This is a genomic window from Vibrio olivae, assembly GCF_042428525.1.
Lineage (GTDB): Bacteria > Pseudomonadota > Gammaproteobacteria > Enterobacterales > Vibrionaceae > Vibrio > Vibrio olivae.
This window is the reverse complement of record NZ_JBHMEP010000002.1, coordinates 340,931-362,965: the sequence shown is the minus strand read 5'-3', so window position 1 is coordinate 362,965 and position 22,035 is coordinate 340,931. Positions and strand designations below refer to the sequence as shown.

General features: G+C 45.5%; 21 protein-coding genes. 11 read left to right on the top strand and 10 right to left on the bottom strand.

The window, feature by feature from the left end:
• Nucleotides 1–7: 7 nt before the first annotated feature.
• Complete coding sequence (locus ACFFUV_RS11465) at nucleotides 8–1,666, bottom strand: ShlB/FhaC/HecB family hemolysin secretion/activation protein (RefSeq protein WP_390192678.1); 1,659 nt, start codon at nucleotides 1,664–1,666, stop codon at nucleotides 8–10.
• 406 nt (nucleotides 1,667–2,072) lie between these two features.
• Here ACFFUV_RS11465 and ACFFUV_RS11460 point away from each other — a divergent pair, with 406 nt between their 5' ends.
• The 4 genes from ACFFUV_RS11460 (at nucleotide 2,073) to ACFFUV_RS11445 (ending at nucleotide 6,001) form a co-directional block, all read left to right on the top strand.
• A complete protein-coding gene (locus ACFFUV_RS11460; protein WP_390192675.1) occupies nucleotides 2,073–2,945 on the top strand; it encodes a tetratricopeptide repeat protein in 873 nt (290 codons plus the stop codon).
• A gap of 30 nt (nucleotides 2,946–2,975) precedes the next feature.
• Nucleotides 2,976–3,371, top strand: coding sequence for a DUF2391 family protein (locus ACFFUV_RS11455; protein ID WP_390192671.1), 396 nt, complete (start codon nucleotides 2,976–2,978; stop codon nucleotides 3,369–3,371).
• Nucleotides 3,372–3,598: 227 nt separating this feature from the next.
• Nucleotides 3,599–5,620: an LTA synthase family protein gene (locus ACFFUV_RS11450; RefSeq protein WP_390192669.1), complete on the top strand. Its 2,022-nt coding sequence runs from the start codon at nucleotides 3,599–3,601 to the stop codon at nucleotides 5,618–5,620.
• A 24-nt stretch (nucleotides 5,621–5,644) separates the two neighbouring features.
• Nucleotides 5,645–6,001 carry a diacylglycerol kinase gene (locus ACFFUV_RS11445; RefSeq protein WP_390192666.1) on the top strand — a complete coding sequence of 119 codons (357 nt, stop codon included), beginning with the start codon at nucleotides 5,645–5,647 and terminating at the stop codon, nucleotides 5,999–6,001.
• Nucleotides 6,002–6,015: 14 nt separating this feature from the next.
• Here ACFFUV_RS11445 and ACFFUV_RS11440 read toward each other — a convergent pair whose 3' ends face one another.
• Both ACFFUV_RS11440 and soxR read right to left on the bottom strand, forming a co-directional pair.
• Nucleotides 6,016–6,489 (bottom strand): ASCH domain-containing protein, encoded by a 474-nt coding sequence (locus tag ACFFUV_RS11440; RefSeq protein WP_390192665.1) that lies wholly within the window; start codon nucleotides 6,487–6,489, stop codon nucleotides 6,016–6,018.
• 29 nt (nucleotides 6,490–6,518) lie between these two features.
• Nucleotides 6,519–6,944: a redox-sensitive transcriptional activator SoxR gene (soxR, locus tag ACFFUV_RS11435; protein WP_390192663.1), complete on the bottom strand. Its 426-nt coding sequence runs from the start codon at nucleotides 6,942–6,944 to the stop codon at nucleotides 6,519–6,521.
• A gap of 91 nt (nucleotides 6,945–7,035) precedes the next feature.
• On the opposite strand from soxR, the gene ACFFUV_RS11430 reads away from it, so the two are divergent.
• Nucleotides 7,036–8,229 (top strand): MFS transporter, encoded by a 1,194-nt coding sequence (locus ACFFUV_RS11430; RefSeq protein WP_390192660.1) that lies wholly within the window; start codon nucleotides 7,036–7,038, stop codon nucleotides 8,227–8,229.
• Between the two features lie 149 nt (nucleotides 8,230–8,378).
• On the opposite strand, the gene ACFFUV_RS11425 is transcribed toward ACFFUV_RS11430, so the two are convergent.
• The 3 genes from ACFFUV_RS11425 to ACFFUV_RS11415 form a co-directional block, all read right to left on the bottom strand.
• Complete coding sequence (locus ACFFUV_RS11425; protein ID WP_390192659.1) at nucleotides 8,379–8,573, bottom strand: hypothetical protein; 195 nt, start codon at nucleotides 8,571–8,573, stop codon at nucleotides 8,379–8,381.
• A gap of 150 nt (nucleotides 8,574–8,723) precedes the next feature.
• Nucleotides 8,724–9,179, bottom strand: a complete 456-nt coding sequence (locus tag ACFFUV_RS11420; RefSeq protein WP_390192656.1) for a GNAT family N-acetyltransferase — start codon at nucleotides 9,177–9,179, stop codon at nucleotides 8,724–8,726.
• A 75-nt stretch (nucleotides 9,180–9,254) separates the two neighbouring features.
• Complete coding sequence (locus tag ACFFUV_RS11415) at nucleotides 9,255–10,016, bottom strand: ferredoxin--NADP reductase (RefSeq protein ID WP_390192654.1); 762 nt, start codon at nucleotides 10,014–10,016, stop codon at nucleotides 9,255–9,257.
• Between the two features lie 174 nt (nucleotides 10,017–10,190).
• On the opposite strand from ACFFUV_RS11415, the gene ACFFUV_RS11410 reads away from it, so the two are divergent.
• The 5 genes from ACFFUV_RS11410 (at nucleotide 10,191) to ACFFUV_RS11390 (ending at nucleotide 15,336) form a co-directional block, all read left to right on the top strand.
• Complete coding sequence (locus ACFFUV_RS11410; protein ID WP_390192651.1) at nucleotides 10,191–10,634, top strand: acyl-CoA thioesterase; 444 nt, start codon at nucleotides 10,191–10,193, stop codon at nucleotides 10,632–10,634.
• Between the two features lie 154 nt (nucleotides 10,635–10,788).
• The gene (locus tag ACFFUV_RS11405; RefSeq protein ID WP_390192649.1) at nucleotides 10,789–12,090 is read left to right on the top strand and encodes an alpha/beta fold hydrolase; all 1,302 of its coding nucleotides are present in this window, start codon (nucleotides 10,789–10,791) and stop codon (nucleotides 12,088–12,090) included.
• A gap of 179 nt (nucleotides 12,091–12,269) precedes the next feature.
• A complete protein-coding gene (gene trhO / locus ACFFUV_RS11400) occupies nucleotides 12,270–13,250 on the top strand; it encodes an oxygen-dependent tRNA uridine(34) hydroxylase TrhO (protein WP_390192646.1) in 981 nt (326 codons plus the stop codon).
• A 132-nt stretch (nucleotides 13,251–13,382) separates the two neighbouring features.
• Nucleotides 13,383–13,928, top strand: a complete 546-nt coding sequence (locus ACFFUV_RS11395) for a glutathione peroxidase (protein WP_390192644.1) — start codon at nucleotides 13,383–13,385, stop codon at nucleotides 13,926–13,928.
• 217 nt (nucleotides 13,929–14,145) lie between these two features.
• A complete protein-coding gene (locus ACFFUV_RS11390) occupies nucleotides 14,146–15,336 on the top strand; it encodes a sugar transporter (RefSeq protein WP_390192641.1) in 1,191 nt (396 codons plus the stop codon).
• 66 nt (nucleotides 15,337–15,402) lie between these two features.
• On the opposite strand, the gene ACFFUV_RS11385 is transcribed toward ACFFUV_RS11390, so the two are convergent.
• The 4 genes from ACFFUV_RS11385 to ACFFUV_RS11370 all read right to left on the bottom strand — a co-directional run bounded on the left by ACFFUV_RS11385 (nucleotide 15,403) and on the right by ACFFUV_RS11370 (nucleotide 19,033).
• Nucleotides 15,403–16,413, bottom strand: a complete 1,011-nt coding sequence (locus ACFFUV_RS11385; RefSeq protein ID WP_390192638.1) for a LacI family DNA-binding transcriptional regulator — start codon at nucleotides 16,411–16,413, stop codon at nucleotides 15,403–15,405.
• A gap of 96 nt (nucleotides 16,414–16,509) precedes the next feature.
• A complete protein-coding gene (locus tag ACFFUV_RS11380; RefSeq protein ID WP_390192635.1) occupies nucleotides 16,510–17,946 on the bottom strand; it encodes a 6-phospho-beta-glucosidase in 1,437 nt (478 codons plus the stop codon).
• Nucleotides 17,947–18,122: 176 nt separating this feature from the next.
• Nucleotides 18,123–18,410, bottom strand: a complete 288-nt coding sequence (locus tag ACFFUV_RS11375) for a YrhK family protein (protein ID WP_390192632.1) — start codon at nucleotides 18,408–18,410, stop codon at nucleotides 18,123–18,125.
• A gap of 83 nt (nucleotides 18,411–18,493) precedes the next feature.
• A complete protein-coding gene (locus ACFFUV_RS11370) occupies nucleotides 18,494–19,033 on the bottom strand; it encodes an isochorismatase family protein (RefSeq protein WP_390192629.1) in 540 nt (179 codons plus the stop codon).
• Nucleotides 19,034–19,369: 336 nt separating this feature from the next.
• Here ACFFUV_RS11370 and ACFFUV_RS11365 point away from each other — a divergent pair, with 336 nt between their 5' ends.
• Nucleotides 19,370–21,973, top strand: a complete 2,604-nt coding sequence (locus ACFFUV_RS11365; RefSeq protein ID WP_390192627.1) for a pectinesterase family protein — start codon at nucleotides 19,370–19,372, stop codon at nucleotides 21,971–21,973.
• Nucleotides 21,974–22,035: the final 62 nt, after the last annotated feature.

Here is a 22,035-nt window from a genome sequence, read left to right as displayed (position 1 = left end):
TGCCCGCTTACAACATGAAGCGAATTTGATAATTAATAACGTAATCGTCTGTCGGCAATCGAGATGGCGATTGCAAAGGAAAGCCCAACGAAACCGAACTGGAGTAATAGGAATGGCGAGTCATGAAACCTAGAGAAGTCCCAAGCAATGAGCCTCTTTCGAACTTATCTTGTGAATCAGGTACGATACTGCCGGTATCCAGTGCTAGAACGGCACTCACCTGCCCAATAACAGGCCACTGTCCCATTTGGTAATTCACCTCATTTCGCCAGTAATACCCTTCATCACCAGAGAGCGAAACTGACTTAAATCCACGTACTGAATATTCACCACCAATACTCATTCGTTGGTTGCCAAATAATGTATCGTTGCTCCATTGTGCAAAGAGTGTTGATGAATAACGCACCGCTGGTAGTAACGGATAGGTATAACTCAGCGTGAGTTCTGCTTTATCAAACTTTGAAACTGGAGCCCCATTAGAGCGACCACTATCACCCAAAGCATTAAACCAAGTGGTTCCTTTACTGTACTTAGGCATCACCGTGATAAAGCCTTGACCAACTCGCGTGCTCAACTCCATCCCAACACTGAAATGAGTGAGATTTCGGCTGCTGCTATCGAGCTTAGTGCCTAATAAATAGTTGTTTTCACGACGATGGCTGAGGTTAGAGGTCAACGTCGCTTTCGTTTGGCTATTGCGAAAAAACAGATAATTAGCCCCGAGCTGGTAGACATCAGTCCGCCCATCGGTATCAATACTAAACCCGTTGTTTTCAAACGCGCTTTGGTAACTCGAGTAAGTCATCTGATAAGAATAAGTCCAATAGCCAAACGGAAGGTTGGCACTAAAATTTAGGCTTTCCGAATCAAAACTTGAATTAAATTCACTGCTCTTACCCGTGGATAACGACACTTGCTCCAATCCACCTAAACCATTTTCTGCACTCGCCGCTGCTGAAAGTTGAGTCTCACCCGTACTTTCACTGCCGCCGTTATTAAATCCAAATGATCCACTAACAAGACCTTGATCCTGTGTTTGAATATCAACAATGGTGTATCCTTGCTGCTGTGCAGGCAGCAATTTAATCTGCGCGTTATAGCGACTAAGGCGGTTGATTTGATCCAAACCTTGCTCGATATCTCTCAAATTCAGCTTACGACCAGCCAGAAATGGAAACGCAAATTTCAGCATGCTACTTGGCTGTCCATTGAGTTGAACTTCTTGTAACTTACCCTCCAAAATCACCATATTTAACACACCACTGTTAAGATCTTGCGGCGTTAAATAGGCGCGAGAGGTCACATACCCATGCTCTATGTAGTAATTGGTTATGTTTCGCAATAAACCATTAATCCCACCCAAACCTAAACATGTTGGTGTGAAACGAATATGCTGGTTAAGCGCCTCATCACTGAATAGTTCATTCCCTGAATAAGTAATGCTGTTTATCTCAAAGCATGTACTGTCATCTTCATTTGACGTGTCAGGAAGTGTGGGTAACGGGGTGAGGTTTTCCAGTTGATTTTGTTGTTGTTTTATATTTTCTAATCGCTGCTGCTGCTGAGCTTCGATTTCATTTTGTACGCTAGGAGGGAGAGGTGCGGAAGAAACAAAAAATGAAATCCAATAAAGCAGCGAAACGAAAAATACGACTTTCAGCTTCAACAATAACTCATACTTTAGTTTATAAATTTGGACGTTTTTTAATTCAAAATTGTTGAAATGTTCACCAAAATAAACCGAGATTGTGATTAGAATCACAATAAAGCACTATGTAATCGATTACTCATTTTTTATTTAATTTTTCAGAAAAACGGTCGACCCTTCCTGCCTCTAAAAATCCCTTTCGGTAAAAATATCGGGCTACCATTAACGTGAATCCGTGTCGGGCGACAGGGAAAATCCGCTATTTGTTAGCCACATTTCACACTATGCTTAGAGGCAGAAGGTAAACGTCTTCTTTTGGTTCAAGAAATTGACTGGCTAGATGCCATGGATTTTGCGCTTTCCCTTAACATTTTGTTATCTTATGAACGATAAAAATTGCCACTTTTAAATAGGTTATACGCTCATGCGGTCTTTGATAGTTTTACTCCTTTCTTCTCTATGTGCTGTGTTTGCCGCTCACGCAGAAAATGCACAAAAATACTCGCGTTCCGATATGCTCGACCGCCCGCTTATGGAGCGCTACATTCTTGACGAGCTCAAGTCACTGCGTACCGAACAACAAGATCTCGAAAGAAAGTTAACGGTTGAAATTACCGACCGAGAACTCGCGGTTGCCGATAAATCGCTCAATTATGCTAACGTTACCGTCACCTATTTCTTCTACATCATTGCAGGTGTAGCGTCTATGGTCGCGCTGTTTGGCTGGCAGTCACTGCGTGATATTAAACACAACACCAAAGAAATGGCGGATAAACGTCTCGATAAGATAGCGCAAGACTACGAGAAAAAATTTCTCGCCTTGGAGCGTGACTTAAAACGTAAAACCCGCATCATCAGCGAAAACAACAAAGAGATTGAAAAAATCAACGAAATCCATAACTTGTGGTTGCGAGCTCAAAGCATGCCGACGCCTGAGCAACGCATTGAAGTGTATGATGAAATTTTACGTATTCGTCCTGGTGACTTAGAGGCGCTCACCTATAAAGCGGATGCGGCGATGGAAATCAACGAGTACCACTGGGCTATGAGTATTTGTAACCGAGTACTGGAAGTTGATGATGCGAACGGCCCAGCACTGTATCAACGTGCTTGTGCGTATTCACGATTAGGCGCTGAAGATCAAGCAGTCGAAGATTTGGAACGCGCGATCGAAGCCAGCCCATCAGTTCGTGATTTGATTTCCGATGAAAAAGACCTCGAACCACTGCATGGTCACCGCCGCTTTGATGCCTTAATCGCCGGCGATCATATCGATAAGACCGAACCACATAACTGATTAATTAACAATTAACGCGGAAGTTTGCTGATGAAAATTAGCTTTAATTGGGAAGATGCCAGCCAAGTGTTTGTCGGCGCTTTCGCGTTAGCGGTGCCTATTTCATTTTCAGAAGAAGCATGGCAACTGGGGGAAACTCTGCCTCTCACAAACCTCGCCATGCTGTTCAGTTTATCGGTTCTGTTCCTTGCTATCTTCACCTACCAAAGTGTGTTTCAACAAAACATTCGCCACCGCGTGCCCGTGTTTCTATTGCGGATCGTGATTGCTTATTTAATTGCCGCACTCGTTGCTGCTTTGGTGCTATTTTGCCTCGATAAATTGCCTATTTTGACGGATCCCCTAACTGCCTTTCGACGCATTGTTGTCGTTACCATGCCCGCATCGATGGGCGCCATCGTCGTGGATAGCTTTGATAAAGAATAGTAATAAAACACTGTACAATTTTACGTAAAATCAATAAGTTATATTGACAATATCATACAGTATCACCTTCACACTTTTCCCTTCTTTTGTAATCATCCTCCCAAATCCAGACGATAAAAATCGATTTCTTAAGTCAATCTTAAGTTCCTCTCATTATGCTGACGCAGTGGTTGTTAAGTCTCGTTATAAAAATAAACCAATGGTGCAGTAAAGGAACTTACTTGACTATGAATCAGCAAATAAATTTGACCCAAAATACCAATTATATCGGTCTAAAACAGCGGCTCGGTCCACTTTACCCGGTGATCATGGCTAGCCTCGCTGTGATGGTGACTTTTACACTTTCACGACTAGGACTTTCGTTGTGGCAATCTCAGCGAATTGAAGGTTTTTCCTCGTGGTCTTCGATTTTTTTGAGTGGTCTTCGTATTGATTTCGCTTCAGTGTGTTACCTGTTTATTCTTCCTGCTTTTCTTTCAGCGCTGATTACCGGAAATCACCCCCTAGGGCACATCTGGCGCTGGGTGATACGCCTGTGGATCGTCGGCGGTTTATGGCTCGCGGTGTATATGGAAGCCGCAACGCCTGTTTTCATTAACGAATACGATTTACGCCCCAATCGCCTGTTTATCGAATATCTTATCTATCCAAAAGAAGTATTTAGCATGCTTTGGTCTGGCTACAAATTGGAATTGTTGCTAGGCGCCTTCGTCAGTGTGGCGACGATTGTTTTTGGGTGGAAATGGAGCCGTACGTTGACGCAAACGCTTTCTTTTCCTAAGTGGTATTGGCGCCCTGTGATTGCACTATGTGTACTGGCTATTGGGGTTATGGGCGCACGCTCTACGCTGGGTCATCGCCCTTTAAACCCAGCGATGGTTGCCTTCTCTAGCGATCCATTGGTTAATGACCTTACACTTAATTCATCTTACGCCGTCATTTTTGCCGCCAAACAAATGGGCAGTGAGGCCAATGCCTTTCATTATTATCCCAAGATGGACGAAAGCGACATTGTGGCGCAAATTCGCCAATCAATGAACGTCAACCCAGATGATTTTGTCGATACATCATCGCCAACCTTGGCTTATCGACCAGCCAGCTACAAAGGTAAACAAAAAAACATCGTCATCTTGTTGATGGAGAGCCATGGCGCTCGTTATGTGAAAAGCCTTGGTGGTATTGATGCATCACCAAACATGGATAAGTTAATTGACGAAGGCTGGGCATTCACGCGAATGTATGCTTCAGGGACACGCTCGGTACGTGGCTTAGAGGCAGTCACAACGGGCTTCTCCCCGACTCCGGCTCGCTCCGTGGTGAAACTCGGCAAGAGCCAAACCCAGTTCTTTACGATTGCCGATCTGCTTGCCCAAAATGACTATCACACGCAGTTTATTTATGGTGGAGAGAGCCACTTCGATAACATGAAGCGCTTCTTCCTTGGCAACGGTTTTGAGGACATTCAAGACCTACCAAACTTTACGAACCCTAAGTTTGTTGGCTCATGGGGCGCCAGCGATCAAGATTTATTTGATAAAGCTGACCAGCAGTTCACTGAGCTTAATCAACAAGATAAACCGTTCTTTAGCTTGGTGTTTACGTCATCCAATCACAGCCCACATGAATACCCAGACAACACCATTACTCAATATAATCAACCAAAAAATACGGTAGAAAACGCGGTTCATTATGCGGATTTCGCATTGGGTGAGTTTGTCGACAAAGCCAAAAAATCCGATTACTGGGATAACACTGTGTTTGTCGTCGTGGCTGACCACGATGCTCGTACCTTTGGTTCATCTCCGGTGCCAATTGGCCACTTCCACATACCGGCAATTATTTTTGGTGGGGGGATCGAAGCCCACAAAGATGACCGCTTGGTGAGCCAAATTGATATTGCCCCGACACTGTTATCTTTGGCTGGTGTCGATAGCGTTAACCCGATGATTGGCTTTGATCTCACTCGAGATATTCCGCAAGAAAAACAGCGTGCGCTGATGCAACGTGACAAAAACTTTGCCTGGATGAATGCCAACAACCAAGTGGTTACCATCTTGCCTGGCCAAGGGATTCGCAGTTATCGCTACGATCCGTCTGCAGATGTGTTGCTCCCCGAACAAGATGACCCCGCGTTGGTCAGTAAAGCACACGCGAATGCGATGTGGGGTAGCCTTGCGTTTAAGAAAGATTATTACGCAGCGCAAATAAGCTACATGGCAGACGGCTACCTACTCGCAAAACAGCCCTAATTGAGCAAGGAATACATCGCATCCATGAAAACAGGACACACAGGTATTAAACGCATTATTTATGCGACGGGTTACTCAATCAAAGGATTAAAAGCGGCTTGGCATAATGAAGCCGCGTTTCGTCAGGAAGGTGTTGCTGCTGTCGTATTAATCACGCTGTCTTTCTTTTTGCCGGTGACCAAGCTTGAGCAGTTGGCCATGATCGGCAGCATAGCGCTGATATTAATTGCTGAACTGATGAATTCCGCTATCGAAGCGGTGGTTGATCGCATCAGTGATGAGCATCATGAACTCAGTGGACGAGCCAAAGATATCGGCTCTGCGGCGGTATTTATTGCATTAGCGTTTGCCGCGTTTACTTGGGGTTTTATCTTAATCTAACCGCTCTCGCCGCCTCATTGTTGGGGCGGCCAAACCACCTTAAAGCGCTCAAGCAGTAACTCTCTATCTTCATGCATCGCAATACCCAACTCTTGACATTCCATACTGAAAAAATCCCAGTGCGCCTTTCTCCACCAAGCTAAGGTTTTATCTCCCTCACCTTCTGCTGCGGCAAACGCTGCGCTGACCTTGTCGTATGGACAAGTTTCAAGATCGGTTATTTCGATAATGCACAGCGGCACGTTATTCCAGTCAGTAACAACATGCAAATGCCCCACTTTCGGCATTGCTTCCCCTTGCTCGGTATACCACAGTAGAAGACTGCAACTGGCTTGTTTTTCTCCGTTTACGATAAGTTGGGCACACAGGTTGGCATTGGTTTCATCGGCACAAAAATACCCATCGGTTGCCTCGGCAATACGCTCGTCAGAAATGGTCGGGGTTGCGTGGCAATATTCGTCGAGCATCTGTTTTGAAGCTTGTTGCATGTTTGGATCCTTGTACATCATGGTGGTTGTTATACATTCAAGTTGCTGCCAGGGCGAAGCTGACCCAGACTATCATCAGGATTGTATAATTGACATTTTTCGAGAGACAAACAGCCACAGCCAATGCAGCTGCCAAGGCTAGTTTGTAAGTTTTTCAGTTTTTGAATTCGCACTTCGAGCAAATCGTGCCACTCAGTCGCCAAGCGCTCCCACTCCGCTTTGCTCGGTGCTTGATGTTTCGGTAAATGCTCAAACGCTTGTGCAACCTCGTCTAAGCTCAGCCCGACTTGCTGCGCAGCTTTGATCACTGCAACACGGCGCAATACACTACGCTCATATCGGCGCTGATTCCCCGCATTCCTCCCACTGTAAATTAGCCCTCTTTGCTCGTAGAAATGCAAAGTAGAAACCTTTACATTGGTTCGCTTGGCTACCTCTCCAACACTCAATTCCATCAACTGATCCTAAATAATGCTTTACCTCAACCTTACTTGAGGTTTTACAGTGAGCCCAGTTTCTCACTTTTCATTTGCAAGGACTACTTCAATGGACAAGAAATCTCGCCCATATCTCATTGGACGTTTCTTCGATGGCATTTCATCGGGCTTATTTATGATGGCACTACCATGGATCATGTTGCAAACCCCAAATATGGGGACATTTGTGGCGCTTGTTGCTCTGAGCTGTACCTTAGTGTCGTTTGCTTTAACACCGTATTTTTCGGCGATCATTGACCGTTATTCAAGAAAGCGCGTTCTGCTTATCAACCAGTGTATTCAAGCATCGGTTGCTTTTACTGTGGTGTTCTGTTCCCTACTCAATTGGGATTCAGTTTGGTTATTGGCTAGCGCTCAACTGCTGTTTTGGGTCTCAAGCAATGTGGGGTGGAATGCCAACAATGCATTTACTCAAGAGAACTACAGTAAGAACCAATACGCAAAGATTTCTGGGCAACAAGAAGTTGTGATGCAGGCGACGACGCTTGGCTCTGGCGCATTAGGCATTCTGTTACTCGCGCAGTGGGGAATGCTCGAATTTGCACTATTTGCAGCTTTAGCATCAAGCCTATCAGCCCTCGCCTACGCACTCACCCCCTATCGGCGTAAACTTCGTACACCACAACAGCAACCTACGTTTGGTAGTAATTGGCAACAACTCAAAACCGAACTGCGCTTTCGTCGCCGTTTTTATACCGTGGTTTTTCTCTCTGCACTCACCTACCCCATGCTCACCTATCTTTCTAAATTGGTTCCTATTTGGTTCACCGAGCAACATATCGACGGGTATTGGTTTGCGGCTTACAACCTGTGCTTTGGGATGGGCTCATTGATGACAGGTATTGTCGTCAGTCGAATCTTAAACCGCTGGCAAGCACCAAAACTGATTCAATTCGCGCTCTACACGATTACCGGGCTGCTGTTTGCAATGAGTGTTTCGTCGCCCCTTCCTCTGGTACTGCTTACGATCGGGTTTGGTTTTTTCAACGCGCTTAACCGCATTTCAAGAACCAATTGGATGCACCATGAAGTTGACATGCGAATACGCGGACGAATAGATGGGGCGATCAGTATGTTTAGTACTTTATGTCAATCTTTGGGGTATGTGGTTATCGCGTTGCTCACTCACGCTCAGATTACGGTGTGGGGGTTCTACCTCGCGGCGATAAGTATGTTGTTGGTCGCGTTGTTTATTCAGCGCCTTAATCGGCCAGAAGTCTGCACTGAGCAAGTCTTGGGATGAAGGAGTCTTGATGTGGCATCAACACACACGATGTCACTGCAGCAAGGTGAACTTGTGAACATGAAACGCAAAAAAGCCAGCTTATTACCGGCTTCTGAAATCTCAATATAATGAATGCTTGTCGCTTTTAGCAAAGAGCACCTAAAGCACTATTTATCAATCGACATGCCAATCCCATCGAGCTTGTCTCGAAATTCATCAATCGAATCGGCTTTGTAAGTGGGGGAGCCATTAAAGTAACGAGGTTTTTCTGGGAGCATTGCGTTTTTCAACTGTTTTTCTTGTTCAATATCATCATGATAGACAGTTACTCGATGAGGAATATCCTGCTTAAACGTAGCCATTAGCATCTCCTTGTCCTGACGTAGTTTCATGTTTAAGCGTAGTTTACTCAGCTCGGCTGTCAAAAATCATACTGTGTCTCTGACCAAATATTGACATAACATGACCCCGCTTAGCACTTGAAACTCAAGACAAAACGCCAACAGCATCCGCTACAACTCTCGAGTCATAAACAAGCTATACGGGTCAAGTTGATAGTCACCGAACGGTTCACACTCGTTAAAACGATAACGATGATATAGACGGTGTGCTGGGGAGAAAAAGGCCATCGAACCGGTTTCTAGACTTAAGCGCTGATAGCCTTCACCCTTGGCGTGCTCGATGATGTGCTCAAGTAATTTAGACGCCACGCCTTGTTTCCTCGCTAATGCCGTGGTGCGCATCGACTTAATTTCCCCATGATGCTGGTCAAGTTGCTTTAACGCGCCACACCCGAGCAGTTGCTCATCTTCCCAAACGGTCCAAAACGTCACACTTGGGTGCTTAAGCCCAGAAACATCGAGCGCATGAACACTTTCCTCCGGAGAGTTTGAATTCATGTCATTCAAATGTTGTTGGAGTAATTCAAGCACTTGTGGGTGCGTTAATGGATCAGTTTTTATTTCCATATCCCTATGTCCTAAATACGGCTGAACTTTTCAACCAATAGAACATATCAAATGTTTTTTGCCATGTAACTCAAATTACCAATAACGTTCATAAACAATGTGTCCACCGGTTTTAACACGATACTTCTCCAGCCCCAGTTCTTTGAGTACCGGCAACGTATCTTTGATCATCTGTGGGTTACCACACAACATGACAAAGCTTTCGTCAGCAGAAAGGTCAACGCCGGTGTGTTGACTCAGCGCCCCACTGGCAATCAGTTGAGGAATACGACCACTGAGATACTCTGTCGGCTCACGACTGACAATAGGAACGTATTGAAGCCGACCATCATATAGTTGGATGAGTTGTTGAATAAGATATTGGTACACCAAATCAGCACGATGGCGAACGGCATGCACCAAGATGATTTTCTCACAGCGTGGGCGTAGATGAATATCATCGAGCAGTGACAAAAAGGGGCCAATACCCGTACCGGACGACAAAAGCCAAAGATCGTTGGCACGTTTAGGAATCACTTCGCCGAGTAAGTCACCATTGGCACGCGTACCCACATACAATGACTGGCCAACGTTCAAAGCTTGTAGCTGCGGGCTGAGCTGGCCTTGAGGATTGGCGATGATTAGGAATTCCAGCATGTCACTGGTACTCAATGGCGCATTGACCACCGAGTAAGCTCGGCTCACAAGCTTTCCCTCAGCATTAGGTAATGCCAATTTGGTAAATTGTCCGGCTTTAAACGACAAGTCAGCACCCGAGACACGTAAGCTGAACAGTTCTGATGTCCAGTCGGTTCGTTGCGTCACCGTAGCGGATTGGAATCCAGGGTAATTCAACATCTTGACGCCTCCATCGACTGCGAAGATAACATCAAACTAACGCGATGCTAACGCGCAGTAAAGCAGTGAATTCCACCAATTAACTTTGATCACATTTTTATAACAATTCTTATTTTTTGTACAGCGTCAGAGTTAGAATAAAGATTCTAATTGTGATGAAAGCAGGACAACGTCATGGCTGAATCTGACTTACTACAAGACTACCCGGTACGCACCGAAATCTCTGTCGCATGGGGAGAAATGGATGCGTTACAGCATGTTAACAACGCGGTGTATTTTCGCTATTTTGAAACGGCCAGAATTGATTACTGCCAAGCAATCCATCTAATGGAAACCTTGGCATCAATGAACGTTGGCCCAGTCGTTAGTGAAACCCAGTGTCGCTATAAAATGCCCGTCACCTTTCCAGATACACTGACTGTCGGTTCGAAAGTCATTGAAATGAGGGATGACCGCTTTACGATGGAATACGCTATCTTCAGCGCCAAGCACCAAGCAATCACCACAGTTGGCCGCGCAACGATTGTGATGTTTGACTTTAAAAGTGGTCAAAAAGCCGCCATACCGAAAGTAGTAAGAGAGTACATCACCAAGGTCGAAGCTCGTGATCCACTCTAAACTCAGGCTACCATTCACACTGTAAATTGCGCTGCTTGTCTGTTATCAGCTATGTAAAAGTATCGGCTGCATAAAAGCCTTTTGCTTTTTAAGGTGGATACTTCACAATGCATGGGTTTGTTTTTATTTTCCCCATAACGTTCAGTGAGTCACCATGCAGATAGCCAGCCAAACTTTTGTCGATCAGGGCCTAAAATATACCCCTAAATTTTATACGCTCCCACTGAATCATGATGATTCAAATCAAGGTAATATTGAGGTGTTCGTTCGTGAAGTCACCTACGCTGATGGTAGCAATCACGACAGACCTTGGCTGGTCTATTTTCAAGGCGGTCCTGGCTTCCCTTCGCCGCGCCCTAACGGACACAATGGTTGGATAAAGCGAGCCCTGAAAGATTATCGCGTGTTACTCCTCGATCAACGAGGCACCGGCCATAGCAGTGTTATCACCCATCAAACGCTCGCCGCATTTGACTCAGAGCAGCAAGCAGACTACCTCAGTCATTTTCGCGCCGATAATATTGTCCGCGATGCAGAACATATTCGTCAGGAAATGGGGGTCGAAAAATGGGCAATTTTAGGTCAAAGCTTTGGCGGGTTTTGCTCACTCACCTATCTTTCGATGTTTCCAAGCAGTTTGCTACGCAGTTACATTACCGGCGGTGTACCGTCCATTTATCCCGATGCAGATACCGTTTATCAAGCCACGTTTGAACGCGTTAAAGAGAAGAATCACGCTTTCTTTCGCCAATTTCCGTTAGCGCAAACATTGTGTCAGCGTATTGCCGATCATCTGATGGATAACGAAGAGTTTCTGCCTAATGGTCAACGATTTACGGTCGAACAGTTCCAACAAATTGGCATCAGTTTCGGCATGAGTGATACGTTTCTTCCTACCTATTACGCCCTTGAAAATGCGTTGATTGATATCAATGGCAAAAGTGTCATGCGCTATGAATTTCTCGATTTGATGCTTCAACACCAAGGGTTTCAAACTCACCCCATTTACGCCATTTTGCATGAAGCGATTTATTGCCAAGATGCCGCATCCAACTGGAGCGCTCATCGTGTACGTCAATCTTATCCGGAGTTTAACTATCAGCCGGGGCAGGCTTTCTACTTTACCGGCGAAATGGTCTTTCCATGGATGTTCGAACAATACCAATGCTTGAAACCGCTGCAACCTGCCGCTGAACGTTTGGCCCAAAAAGCCGACTGGGGCAAGCTCTATGATCCAGAAGTACTGGCAAATAATACCGTACCAATGACCTGCGCCGTTTACGCAGATGACATGTTTGTCGATATGGATTTGAGCCGCCAAACGCTAAAACACGTGGCCAATAGCCAAGCTTGGATCACAAATCAATATGAGCATAATGGGTTGCGAGCAGATGGTGAACACATTCTTGACCGACTGATCGCCATGGGCGATCAAATTGCCGCCAACCAAGCTTAGCCTCGATTTCTTTTGCTTTTCATCACCTTGTGTCAGTCGATACCGGGTGATGAGTGAAGCTCTAAGCTCTCTGACGTTTTGGCTTAATATTGACCTTAAACCCTGTAGGTATTTGTCGTGGTGAAGCTCGGCTATAATGCGCCGCGTTATCCCATTATCTTCCATTAAAGGAACCTTTTATGAGTCAATACGTCGTATGCGCGCTTTACAAATTTGTCGAGCTCGAAGACTTCCAAGCATTGCAAGCACCATTAACCGCATTGATGGAACAGCACGAGATTCGTGGCACGCTGTTGTTGGCCAAGGAAGGAATCAACGGCACGGTAGCAGCCAAACGCAGCGGCATTGATGCCCTACTCACTTGGTTAGAAGCAGAACCTAGGCTCACAGGCACAGTAAGCAAAGAGTCGTACTCCGACGAACAGCCTTTCAACCGGACCAAAGTCAAACTCAAAAAAGAGATTGTAACCATGGGCGTTGAAGGCATCGATCCCCGTCATGTGGTGGGTACTTATGTCAAACCAAGCGAATGGAACCAACTGATTTCAGATCCAGAAGTCCTGCTGATTGATACGCGTAATGATTATGAAGTCGAATTGGGAACCTTTAAAAACGCCGTGAATCCGCATACCGATACGTTTAGAGAGTTTCCTAAATACGTTGAAGAGCATCTTGACCCAAATAAACATAAAAAGGTCGCCATGTTCTGTACCGGTGGTATTCGCTGCGAAAAATCAACGGCTTACTTAAAAGAACAAGGCTTTGATGAGGTTTATCACCTTGAAGGTGGTATTTTGAAATACCTTGAAGACACGCCTCAGGAGCAAAGCCTATGGGAAGGCGATTGCTATGTGTTTGACGGGCGTGTGGCGGTCAATCATGCTCTCGAACAAAGCGAGTACGATGTCTGCAACGCGTGTCGCCTGCCGATTACCGATGAAGACAAACGTTCGGAGAAATACGAACAAGGCGTAAGCTGCCCTAAATGTTATGGGACCCATAGTGACGAACAAATCGCTCGTTTCCGCGAGCGTGAAAAGCAGGTCACACTTGCCAAACAGCGAGGTGAAGATCACGTGGGGGGCGATGTGCAAAAAGTGATGGAACAACGCCGACAACAAAAATTAAGCTTGAAAGACCAACAGCGAAAAACCAAATAATGTTGATGAAGCCGCCTCATTCGTTAGGCGGCTTTTTTATTGCCTTCATTCTCATCGCGCCTGAGGCATATTTATTTCTGCTAAGGTTTATGTCATCTTGTTGGAAAACAACATAAATAAAAGGAAGTCTCCATGAGTAAGATCTACGATATTGAGGTTACCTCAATTGATGGAAAAGCACTGACCCTGTCACAATATCAAGGCAAGGTTTTATTGGTCGTCAACGTTGCGTCAGAATGTGGCTTAACACCTCAGTACGAAGCGCTTGAAGCGTTGTACAAACAGAAGAAAGATCAAGGTTTAGAAATCCTCGGGTTCCCATGTAACCAATTTGGCGCTCAAGAACCAGGAAGCGAAGCCGAAATTCAAAACTTCTGTACCGCTAATTTCGGCGTTGAATTCCCAATGTTTAGCAAAATTGATGTCAACGGTGATAACCGCCATCCTTTGTACCAACAGTTACTTAGCGAGATTCCGGAGCGTACCTTCGCCCCAGATAGCGGCTTTGTGGAAAAATTGAAAGGTCACGGTATTGAAGGCAAAGAAGGCGATATCCTTTGGAACTTTGAGAAATTCTTAATCAATAAACAAGGCCAAGTCGTTGGTCACTTTGCTCCTGACATGGCACCGGATCACCCAATCTTGCAGCAAGCGATCGATAAAGCTTTAGCCGAATAGTCTAGGCACTCAAAGCCAGTCAACGCCGCACTCGCGGCGTTTTTATTTCGCCACTCTTTCCCCAATGCCTTACACCGTATTGCACAAGCTTCTGACTTGATTCTAAACATTCATATTCGGCTAACAAATCCTTATCAACCTCACAAATTTGTTTTACTTATCGAATAAAAACGAGATAATCGTCACACTATCAACCCCAAACTAACGATTGAGTTTTATGACGCAACCTACTTCTGCGCCTGATAACGCACCGCGCAGTGTCCAATATTGGCGAGTCTTTGCCTTAGGTTTCAGCGCCTTTATTTTTAACACCACTGAATTTGTGCCTGTCGGTTTGCTTTCTGACATTGCACGCGACTTCGATATTCGCCCGGCATCTGCCGGTTGGATGTTGACCATCTACGCTTGGATCGTAGCATCGATGTCGCTACCAATGATGATGCTCACCAGCAAAATTGAGCGCAAAACCTTGCTGATCGGCGTATTCACTCTATTTATCGTCAGCCATATTTTTTCGGTGTTTGCATGGAGCTTTGAATCTCTCATTGCCAGTCGAATCGGTATCGCTTTTGCGCATGCGGTGTTTTGGTCAATAACCGCTTCCATTGCGATTCGCGTTGCCCCTCCTGGCAAAAAGACACTCGCTCTCAGTGTGCTCGCTACCGGAACCTCATTAGCGATGGTCATGGGTGTGCCACTTGGTCGTATCATCGGACAGTGGGCGGGTTGGCGAATGACTTTTGCAGTCATCGGAGTCTGTGCATTATTGGTCATGTTGACCTTGATGCGGTTGCTGCCACGCCTACCAAGTTTGTTTAGCGGGACCACCAAAAAACTGCCAGAACTCTTAAAAAATCCAGCGCTAATGGGAATGTATTTCTTTATCTTTGCCGTATTTAGCGCTCACTATACGGGTTACAGTTATATCGAACCGTTTATGAAACAAGTTGGGTCGGCGAGCGAAAGCTTCACGACACTGCTACTTTTACTGTTTGGCGGCGCAGGGATTATTGGATCAATCATTTTCGGCACTTGGGGAGAGAAAGCTAATTCGAAGCTATTGCTCTCTGGTACCACCGTCATGAGCATATGTATGGCGCTGATGCTGAGTGTGGTCCACATCAAGTGGGCAACCATTGGTGTTGTCTTGGTATGGGGAACCGCGTTGATGCTCATTACCTTAGCGATGCAAGCGAAAGTGCTTAACATTGATACCAATGCCTCTGACATGATTATGTCCATGTTCTCCGGCATCATTAACTTAGGGATAGGTGCTGGCGCACTCATTGGTAGCCAGGTCATTCATCTTCGCTCTCTGCATGAAGTCACGTACGCTGGCGCATTGATCGGTGTATTCGCGTTAGTGTGGATTGGCGGGTTACTTGGGCGTTATCGCCATATTCGCTAAACCCAGCGACACAAAATAGAAATATAAAAGTCGCTCATCATGAGCGACTTTTTTACGTTTAGGCTATCATGATTCGCGATATGGCTGGGTTGACTCTCTGGCCACCAGCGAACCAACATAGCGATAGTGCACAGGTTCAGAGCTGCATTTGTTTCCAACATGAATAGCAAGACGCACTGCGTCGTCCGTCAATTGCTCAATAGGCAGTGAGACGCTGGATAAGCTGGGAATGGCGTATGCCGCCGCAGGCTCGTTATCAATGCCAATCACCGAAACATCTTTTGGTACGTTCAATCCGTGGTCATGTAAAGCACGAATGGCTCCAATCGCCATATCATCATTACAGGCAAACAAGGCACTAAACTCAACGCCAGCCGCGATCAATTGCTTGGCCGCTTCATAACCCGTTTCTAACGTATTCTCACCCTCAGCAACCCAGTGTGGTTGGTAAGGTAACCCATATTTTTCTAACGTTTTCTGATAACTTTGAAAACGTATCTGCCCAGTTTCACTTTCCATTGGCGAGGTAATACAGGCGATGCGTTGGTGTCCAAGCTGACACAAATGCTCAACCGCAGTGTCTGCCAATTGTTGTTGGTCAAGGCCAAAACTGTGGAGTTGTTCACTATCGAGCAAGCGATTCAGAATAATCAGTGGAACCTCATAGCACTCCTGCAGCGTCACCAACGCCTGTTGCGTAAGATGGCGACTGTAAACAATAATGGCATCACAGCGTTGATTAACTAGGGTATCCAGCGCTTCACGTTCGCCGTCAGCGCTATTTTTACTATTCACAACCAGCAGTTTTTTTTGCGCTTGCTGCGCCCCTAACTCAGCGCAATGCAAAACAGAACCAAAATAATTACTACGGAAATTAGGTAATAGTAAGCCGATGGCGTTGGATGTATTGGTCGCTAGGGCTTGAGCCAAGGTATTGGGCTGATAACCCAGTTCTTCCATCGCGGCAAGCACCGAATTACGGGTTGATTCTTTCACTTGACCCGTTTGATTGATCACTCGTGAGACAGTGGCTTTCGATACCCCTGCTAGCTTGCATACATCTTTAATATTGGCCATCGATACTCCTGATTTATCGCCGCCCTACCTGCATGGTAAGACGGCAATTTTAACGGATATGCGGTACATTATGAACCGCTAATATGTAGCTATCGGTTACAAGGTCTCGCCATTGGTTGCTATGACATTTTGATACCAGTAGAAACTTTTCTTCTTAGAGCGTTGTAACGTGCCGCTGCCATCATTGTGTTTATCGACGTAGATGAATCCATAGCGCTTTTTATACTCACCCGTGGTAAAAGAGACACAGTCAATACAGCCCCATGGGGTATAACCCAAGACATTGACACCATCAATGGCCACCGCTTGCTGCACCGCTTTAATATGCGCAGCCAAATAATCAATGCGGTAATCATCATTGATTGAACCATCGGCTTGCACTTCATCAACTGCACCTAAGCCGTTTTCAACAATAAAGATTGGCTTTTGGTAACGCTCGTAAAGCTCAGAAAGTGCATAACGTAGGCCGTCAGGATCAATCTGCCAACCCCAATCCGATGCAGGAAGATAAGGATTAAGACGACTGCCCTCAAACAATGACGTTGTTTCGCCCTGATCATCAGGCTCGTTCGTCACAATATTGGTCATGTAGTAGCTGATTGCTAAGTAATCCGCGCAGCCTTGACGCAAAATCTCATCATCGCCCGGCTGCATGTCAACATGAATACCCTTGCGTTGCCATTCTTTAAGTAAATAGCTTGGGTAATAGCCACGAACTTGCACGTCACTGAATAAGTATTTCTCGCGCATCAGTTCTTGTGCCAGCAGCATATCTTGTGGGCGGCAGGTGGCTGGATAAAGCGGCATCATGTGAATCATGCTACCAATTTGAAACTCTGGGTTAATTTGATGCCCAATGTTCACCACTTGCGCACTGGCAAGGAACTGATGGTGCAGAACCTGATACATCACCTGCTCTGGGTTATCATGCTCGGCGTAAATCATACCCGAATTGCAGTAACCCCAGATTGGTAACTTCCAATTGCGCTGGTTATTGATTTCATTAAAGGTGATCCAGTATTTGACCTTGTTTTTGTAGCGTTCCATCACCGTTTGGCTGAATTTGACAAAGAAATCCACCAACTTACGGTTGGTCCAGCTGCCATACTCGGTCACTAAGTGGTTCGGCATTTCAAAGTGAGATAACGTAATCACAGGTTCGATGCCGTATTTCAAAAGCTCATCAAACAAATCGTCGTAAAATTGGAGGCCCGCTTCGTTCGGCTCTGACTCATCACCATTAGGGAAAATACGGGTCCAAGCGATAGAGGTACGAAAACACTTAAATCCCATTTCAGCAAATAGTGCAACGTCCTCTTTATAACGGTGATAAAAGTCAACCGCTTCATGGTTGGGGTAGACTTTACCCGCTTGCACTCCATCGGTAATTTCACGAGGAACTTCGTGCTCACCTTTGGTCAGCACATCAACCACGCTAACGCCCTTTCCGCCTTGATCCCAGCCACCTTCTACTTGGTGCGCAGCGACAGCGCCGCCCCATAAGAAATCGTTAGGAAAACCTTGTTGAGACATAAATGCTCCCGTTATGTGTCGGTGTGTTAAGTAAAATAGAATGACTCAACCAGAGTGACTAATCTTAGTTGATTTGTGGCAATTCTAAACCACTTAACACATAAATGTAACCGGTTTCGGAAACCGGTTACAAATTATTACCCTTTTTGCGAAGCATCAACCCTAATTTGGCATCACTATAATTTAGAGGGTTGAGTCGGATTATTGCTGTCGTATACCCGTTTTACATGAATCAAACTAATGAGCTTAATGGTCGGCTTAGCTAAAAACTGCGCACTACCAATAATGAATAGCCAAGTGCCCGCTTCCATGAGGCTGTCATAGAGGAAAAAGCAACTCCCAATCAGAAACCAAATGGCAATGAAGAAATCGTTCAGTGCACCAATCGCATCGTAGCGACGCTGAATCACCACATGTTCCTGACCAAAATCCAGTTCAAGTAATGCACTTTTCTGACTATTCATAAACCCTCTATCCACTGTGTTAAGTGTGACTAACCTTAACGTGCGCGGCTTAAACCATTCAACCATGTAAGCAAAAACTCTTATTATTTCACTAATTTAAGAATCGATTTGAATTCTTCAGACAAGCAGTCACCCAACAACTCATATAGGCACATTTCGACACCAGTGATGCCGACACGCTGTTGATGGCACTTATTCAAAGTAAGAACGACATCATCTTCACTGCGCGATGAAACCGCATCAGTCACGACTTCCACATAGTAACCAAGCTTGACCATACTTTGCGCTGTTTGATACACGCAAATATGCGCTTCAACACCACACACCAACCATGAACGGACATTGGCAGCTTTAACATAACTTAGAAATTCAGCGCTCGAGCAAGCGTCAAAAGCGTGTTTGGAAATGGGTTGCTGATCAGACAATAACTTGGCAATAGAGGGCACCGTTGGCCCCAATTTGGTCGGAGCTTGTTCAAGCCAAAGGATAGGCATATTCAGAAGTTGAGCCCCCTTAATTAACATCTGTATTTTGCCGACTAACTGGCGGCTTTGTTGAACTTGCTCAACCAAGTTACCCTGCATATCCACCACCACTAGTCCAGTATTTCCCTTCACTAACATGTCGCCTCCAGAGACCAATTCACATGCTAGTAAGTAAAGACGAGCAAAACGTCGCGCGCGACCATTGAGAGCAGATTTAGCATGATGCGCTGGAAATTGACCAAATCGCAGTGACGGTTAGAAAAATCCACGTCAATAGCAATTGGTGATAAAACCTAAAATGAGATATTCGTACGGTTTAGTATCAAAAAAGTGTTAAATAGTGCGTAAGCTCATCATTTCCCTAATGATATTACTGTTCTTTTCTTAAGCGGATCACGGTTTACCCCACACTCGAAACTATAATGAAACTGCGTTTCTAATAAAAATATCCGACATTTCATAAAGGAAAATAACATGAACAAGTCTGTCATATGCGGGCTAGGGATAACTGCCGTACTCTACTTTTCTTCTGCTGCCGCAACCCCCCTCTACGATGTCAAAGTCGCCCTTGATGGATCCGCTGACTATGCGTCCATTCAACAGGCTATCGACAGTGCACCTGATAATGATCAGCCATTTGTTATCTATATCCAAAATGGCACCTATCAAGAAAAACTGCACATTACTCGGCCAAATATTTATTTAATTGGTCAAGATCGCGATAAAACGGTGATTACCGCAACCACTGCCAATAGTATGCTTAAACCCGATGGTACTAAATTTGGCACGTTTGGTAGCCGTACGGTGAGTGTCGATGCCACTGACTTTAGCGCACGTTCATTAACCATAGAAAATGGCTTTGATTTCCCAGCGAACCAAGCCAAAGACGAAGATGATCCAACGCGACAAAGTGGCACTCAAGCGGTCGCCTTACTGGTTTCACATGGCGGCGACCGAGCACAATTTAAAGACGTAAATGTACGCAGCTACCAAGATACGTTGTACCTACGCGCCGGACGTTCGTACTTTGATCAATCACGCATTAGTGGCACGGTTGACTTTATTTTTGGTCACGGCACAGGGCTAATTGAGAATAGCGAAATCATCGCTCGTTACCGTGACGACACTGACCCCGGTGACCCACTTGGATACATCACAGCACCAGCCACTAACATTGACTCCCCCTTTGGATTGGTATTTAAGCACTGCCGTCTGGTCAAAGAACGTAATGTGCCTAAAGGCAGTTATGGATTAGGCCGCCCATGGCACCCAACCACCACCTTTGACGATGGCCGCTACGCGGATCCCAATGCGATTGGTCACAGCGCGTTTATTAATTGCCAAATGGATAACCATATCTACGGCTGGGATCGCATGAGCGGTAAAGATATTAATGGCGATAAGATTTGGTTCTATCCAGAAGACTCACGTTTTTGGGAATACGCAAACCGAGGGGCTGGCGCGAAAATTACCGACCAACGCCCACAGCTTACTGATGCCGATGCGAGCGAATATACAACGCAAAATATCCTTTCAGGCTGGACTCCAACCATCTCTTTGGGTGAAAAAAGCAAACTGAGTGGACAAGTCACTCACCGCAGCATGGTCTTTCCAGCAACCGTCATGATCCGAGACAGTTTAGGTAAAATTACCACCACCCAAACCGACAGCAACGGCCAATATCAAGCCTCTATTGCCAGAATGACGCCACCTATTTTGATCTCCGTTGATGATCATAGTGGCGAGTCGTGCTTGAAAAGTGATGTGAGGCGTTCTGTGTGCGCCACTGCACTCGTTGCTGATATCAACAACAATCAAGTCACTCAAGCCAATGTAAACCCATTCAGTGACTTAGTGGTATCAAGTGTCGCTGCTTATGAAGGTATTAATGGTCCACAAGTTCTTGTGGCGCAGCCAATCCTGCCTGCACTTTCTCATCAGGCATGGCAGCAAGCCAATGCCAACTTCAATCAAGCCTTTGAGGAAGTGGTTCAAGCCCATAACTTAGATGCGCAGAAAGCCTGGGATCCGGTCAGTTACACGGCCGAATATCAACCGGTTATGGACGAGTTGGCTTCGCAAGTCATTCACAACTTGGGGCATGATACAAAAACCGGCTTATTGGCGAAGACTTCACTGTTTGACTTAGCGTTTAAACCAATCATCAGTTTGGATACGATCCCTCAATATGCGTTGACACCAAACCAATTGTCGACAACAGAAGATGCGGTGAAACAGGCCAAAACTCGCGTCTTTATCTTCGGTGATTCGACAGCATCCAACTACCCGCAAGACGTTTATCCTCGCATGGGCTGGGGCCAAGCTTTCGCCAATCAATTCACCAGCGATAAACTCCTAGTGGTCAACACCGCTCAGTCAGGTCGAAGCTCAAGAGATTACATCAATGGTCGTTGGTTAAGCTATGCAGAACCTTTGGTTAAACGCGGGGATTATGTGTTTATCCAATTTAGCCACAATGATGAGAAATGTAATGGCGCCAAAGAAGGCCGAGGCCCATTAGATGTAGGCACCTTATGTACTTATCCAAACAGTGCAGAAGGAGAACCTCAGTATCCTGAAGGTCAGCCTGATTACTCACTGCAATATTCACTTGAACGCTATCTGAATTTTGCAGAGCAACACAAGTTACATCCCGTGATGCTCACGTCAGTACCGCGCGCAAAAACAGATGATAACCAAGAGGGAACACCAATCACTGAGAAACAGCATATTACCAAGCAAAACTCAGATAATGGCTACTTGTTCGTTGGTGATTACACTGCGACCGTTCGCCAAACGGCTTCGGAGAATAATGTTCCATTGTTAGATATGCAAACCCGAGTCATTGATATGGCCAATGCAACGGCTGAGGGTGAGTGGAAAAACCTTTGGTTAGCCGTCGATCCTGAGCAATACCCTTATTACGAGGGACGTACAGGGTCACTGGACAAACCGGATGTTACTCATTTCCAAAAACATGGTGCAGAAACCGTTGCGGATCTTGTCTTTGAAGCGATCGGTGAAGAAGACGAATTATCGAAACTGTATAAAGAGTTGCAAAAATCGTCTGCCAATTAATCTCTTCACTCTGAAGTGAGAGTCAACCTCTTCCATGCAGTGCGTGTTCAATCTAAGCACTG

Bases quoted from the DNA above. Each gene is read 5' to 3' on its own strand.
- ACFFUV_RS11395 (WP_390192644.1), top strand. From the start codon at position 13,383: ATGAGTAAGATCTACGATATTGAGGTTACCTCAATTGATGGAAAAGCA.
- ACFFUV_RS11410 (WP_390192651.1), top strand. From the start codon at position 10,191: ATGGCTGAATCTGACTTACTACAAGACTACCCGGTACGCACCGAAATC.
- ACFFUV_RS11455 (WP_390192671.1), top strand. From the start codon at position 2,976: ATGAAAATTAGCTTTAATTGGGAAGATGCCAGCCAAGTGTTTGTCGGC.
- ACFFUV_RS11405 (WP_390192649.1), top strand. From the start codon at position 10,789: ATGCAGATAGCCAGCCAAACTTTTGTCGATCAGGGCCTAAAATATACC.
- ACFFUV_RS11375 (WP_390192632.1), bottom strand. From the start codon at position 18,410: ATGAATAGTCAGAAAAGTGCATTACTTGAACTGGATTTTGGTCAGGAA.
- ACFFUV_RS11365 (WP_390192627.1), top strand. From the start codon at position 19,370: ATGAACAAGTCTGTCATATGCGGGCTAGGGATAACTGCCGTACTCTAC.
- ACFFUV_RS11450 (WP_390192669.1), top strand. From the start codon at position 3,599: ATGAATCAGCAAATAAATTTGACCCAAAATACCAATTATATCGGTCTA.
- ACFFUV_RS11370 (WP_390192629.1), bottom strand. From the start codon at position 19,033: ATGTTAGTGAAGGGAAATACTGGACTAGTGGTGGTGGATATGCAGGGT.
- soxR (WP_390192663.1), bottom strand. From the start codon at position 6,944: ATGGAATTGAGTGTTGGAGAGGTAGCCAAGCGAACCAATGTAAAGGTT.
- ACFFUV_RS11420 (WP_390192656.1), bottom strand. From the start codon at position 9,179: ATGGAAATAAAAACTGATCCATTAACGCACCCACAAGTGCTTGAATTA.
- ACFFUV_RS11445 (WP_390192666.1), top strand. From the start codon at position 5,645: ATGAAAACAGGACACACAGGTATTAAACGCATTATTTATGCGACGGGT.
- ACFFUV_RS11380 (WP_390192635.1), bottom strand. From the start codon at position 17,946: ATGTCTCAACAAGGTTTTCCTAACGATTTCTTATGGGGCGGCGCTGTC.
- ACFFUV_RS11430 (WP_390192660.1), top strand. From the start codon at position 7,036: ATGGACAAGAAATCTCGCCCATATCTCATTGGACGTTTCTTCGATGGC.
- ACFFUV_RS11390 (WP_390192641.1), top strand. From the start codon at position 14,146: ATGACGCAACCTACTTCTGCGCCTGATAACGCACCGCGCAGTGTCCAA.
- trhO (WP_390192646.1), top strand. From the start codon at position 12,270: ATGAGTCAATACGTCGTATGCGCGCTTTACAAATTTGTCGAGCTCGAA.
- ACFFUV_RS11425 (WP_390192659.1), bottom strand. From the start codon at position 8,573: ATGGCTACGTTTAAGCAGGATATTCCTCATCGAGTAACTGTCTATCAT.
- ACFFUV_RS11440 (WP_390192665.1), bottom strand. From the start codon at position 6,489: ATGCAACAAGCTTCAAAACAGATGCTCGACGAATATTGCCACGCAACC.
- ACFFUV_RS11415 (WP_390192654.1), bottom strand. From the start codon at position 10,016: ATGTTGAATTACCCTGGATTCCAATCCGCTACGGTGACGCAACGAACC.
- ACFFUV_RS11460 (WP_390192675.1), top strand. From the start codon at position 2,073: ATGCGGTCTTTGATAGTTTTACTCCTTTCTTCTCTATGTGCTGTGTTT.
- ACFFUV_RS11385 (WP_390192638.1), bottom strand. From the start codon at position 16,413: ATGGCCAATATTAAAGATGTATGCAAGCTAGCAGGGGTATCGAAAGCC.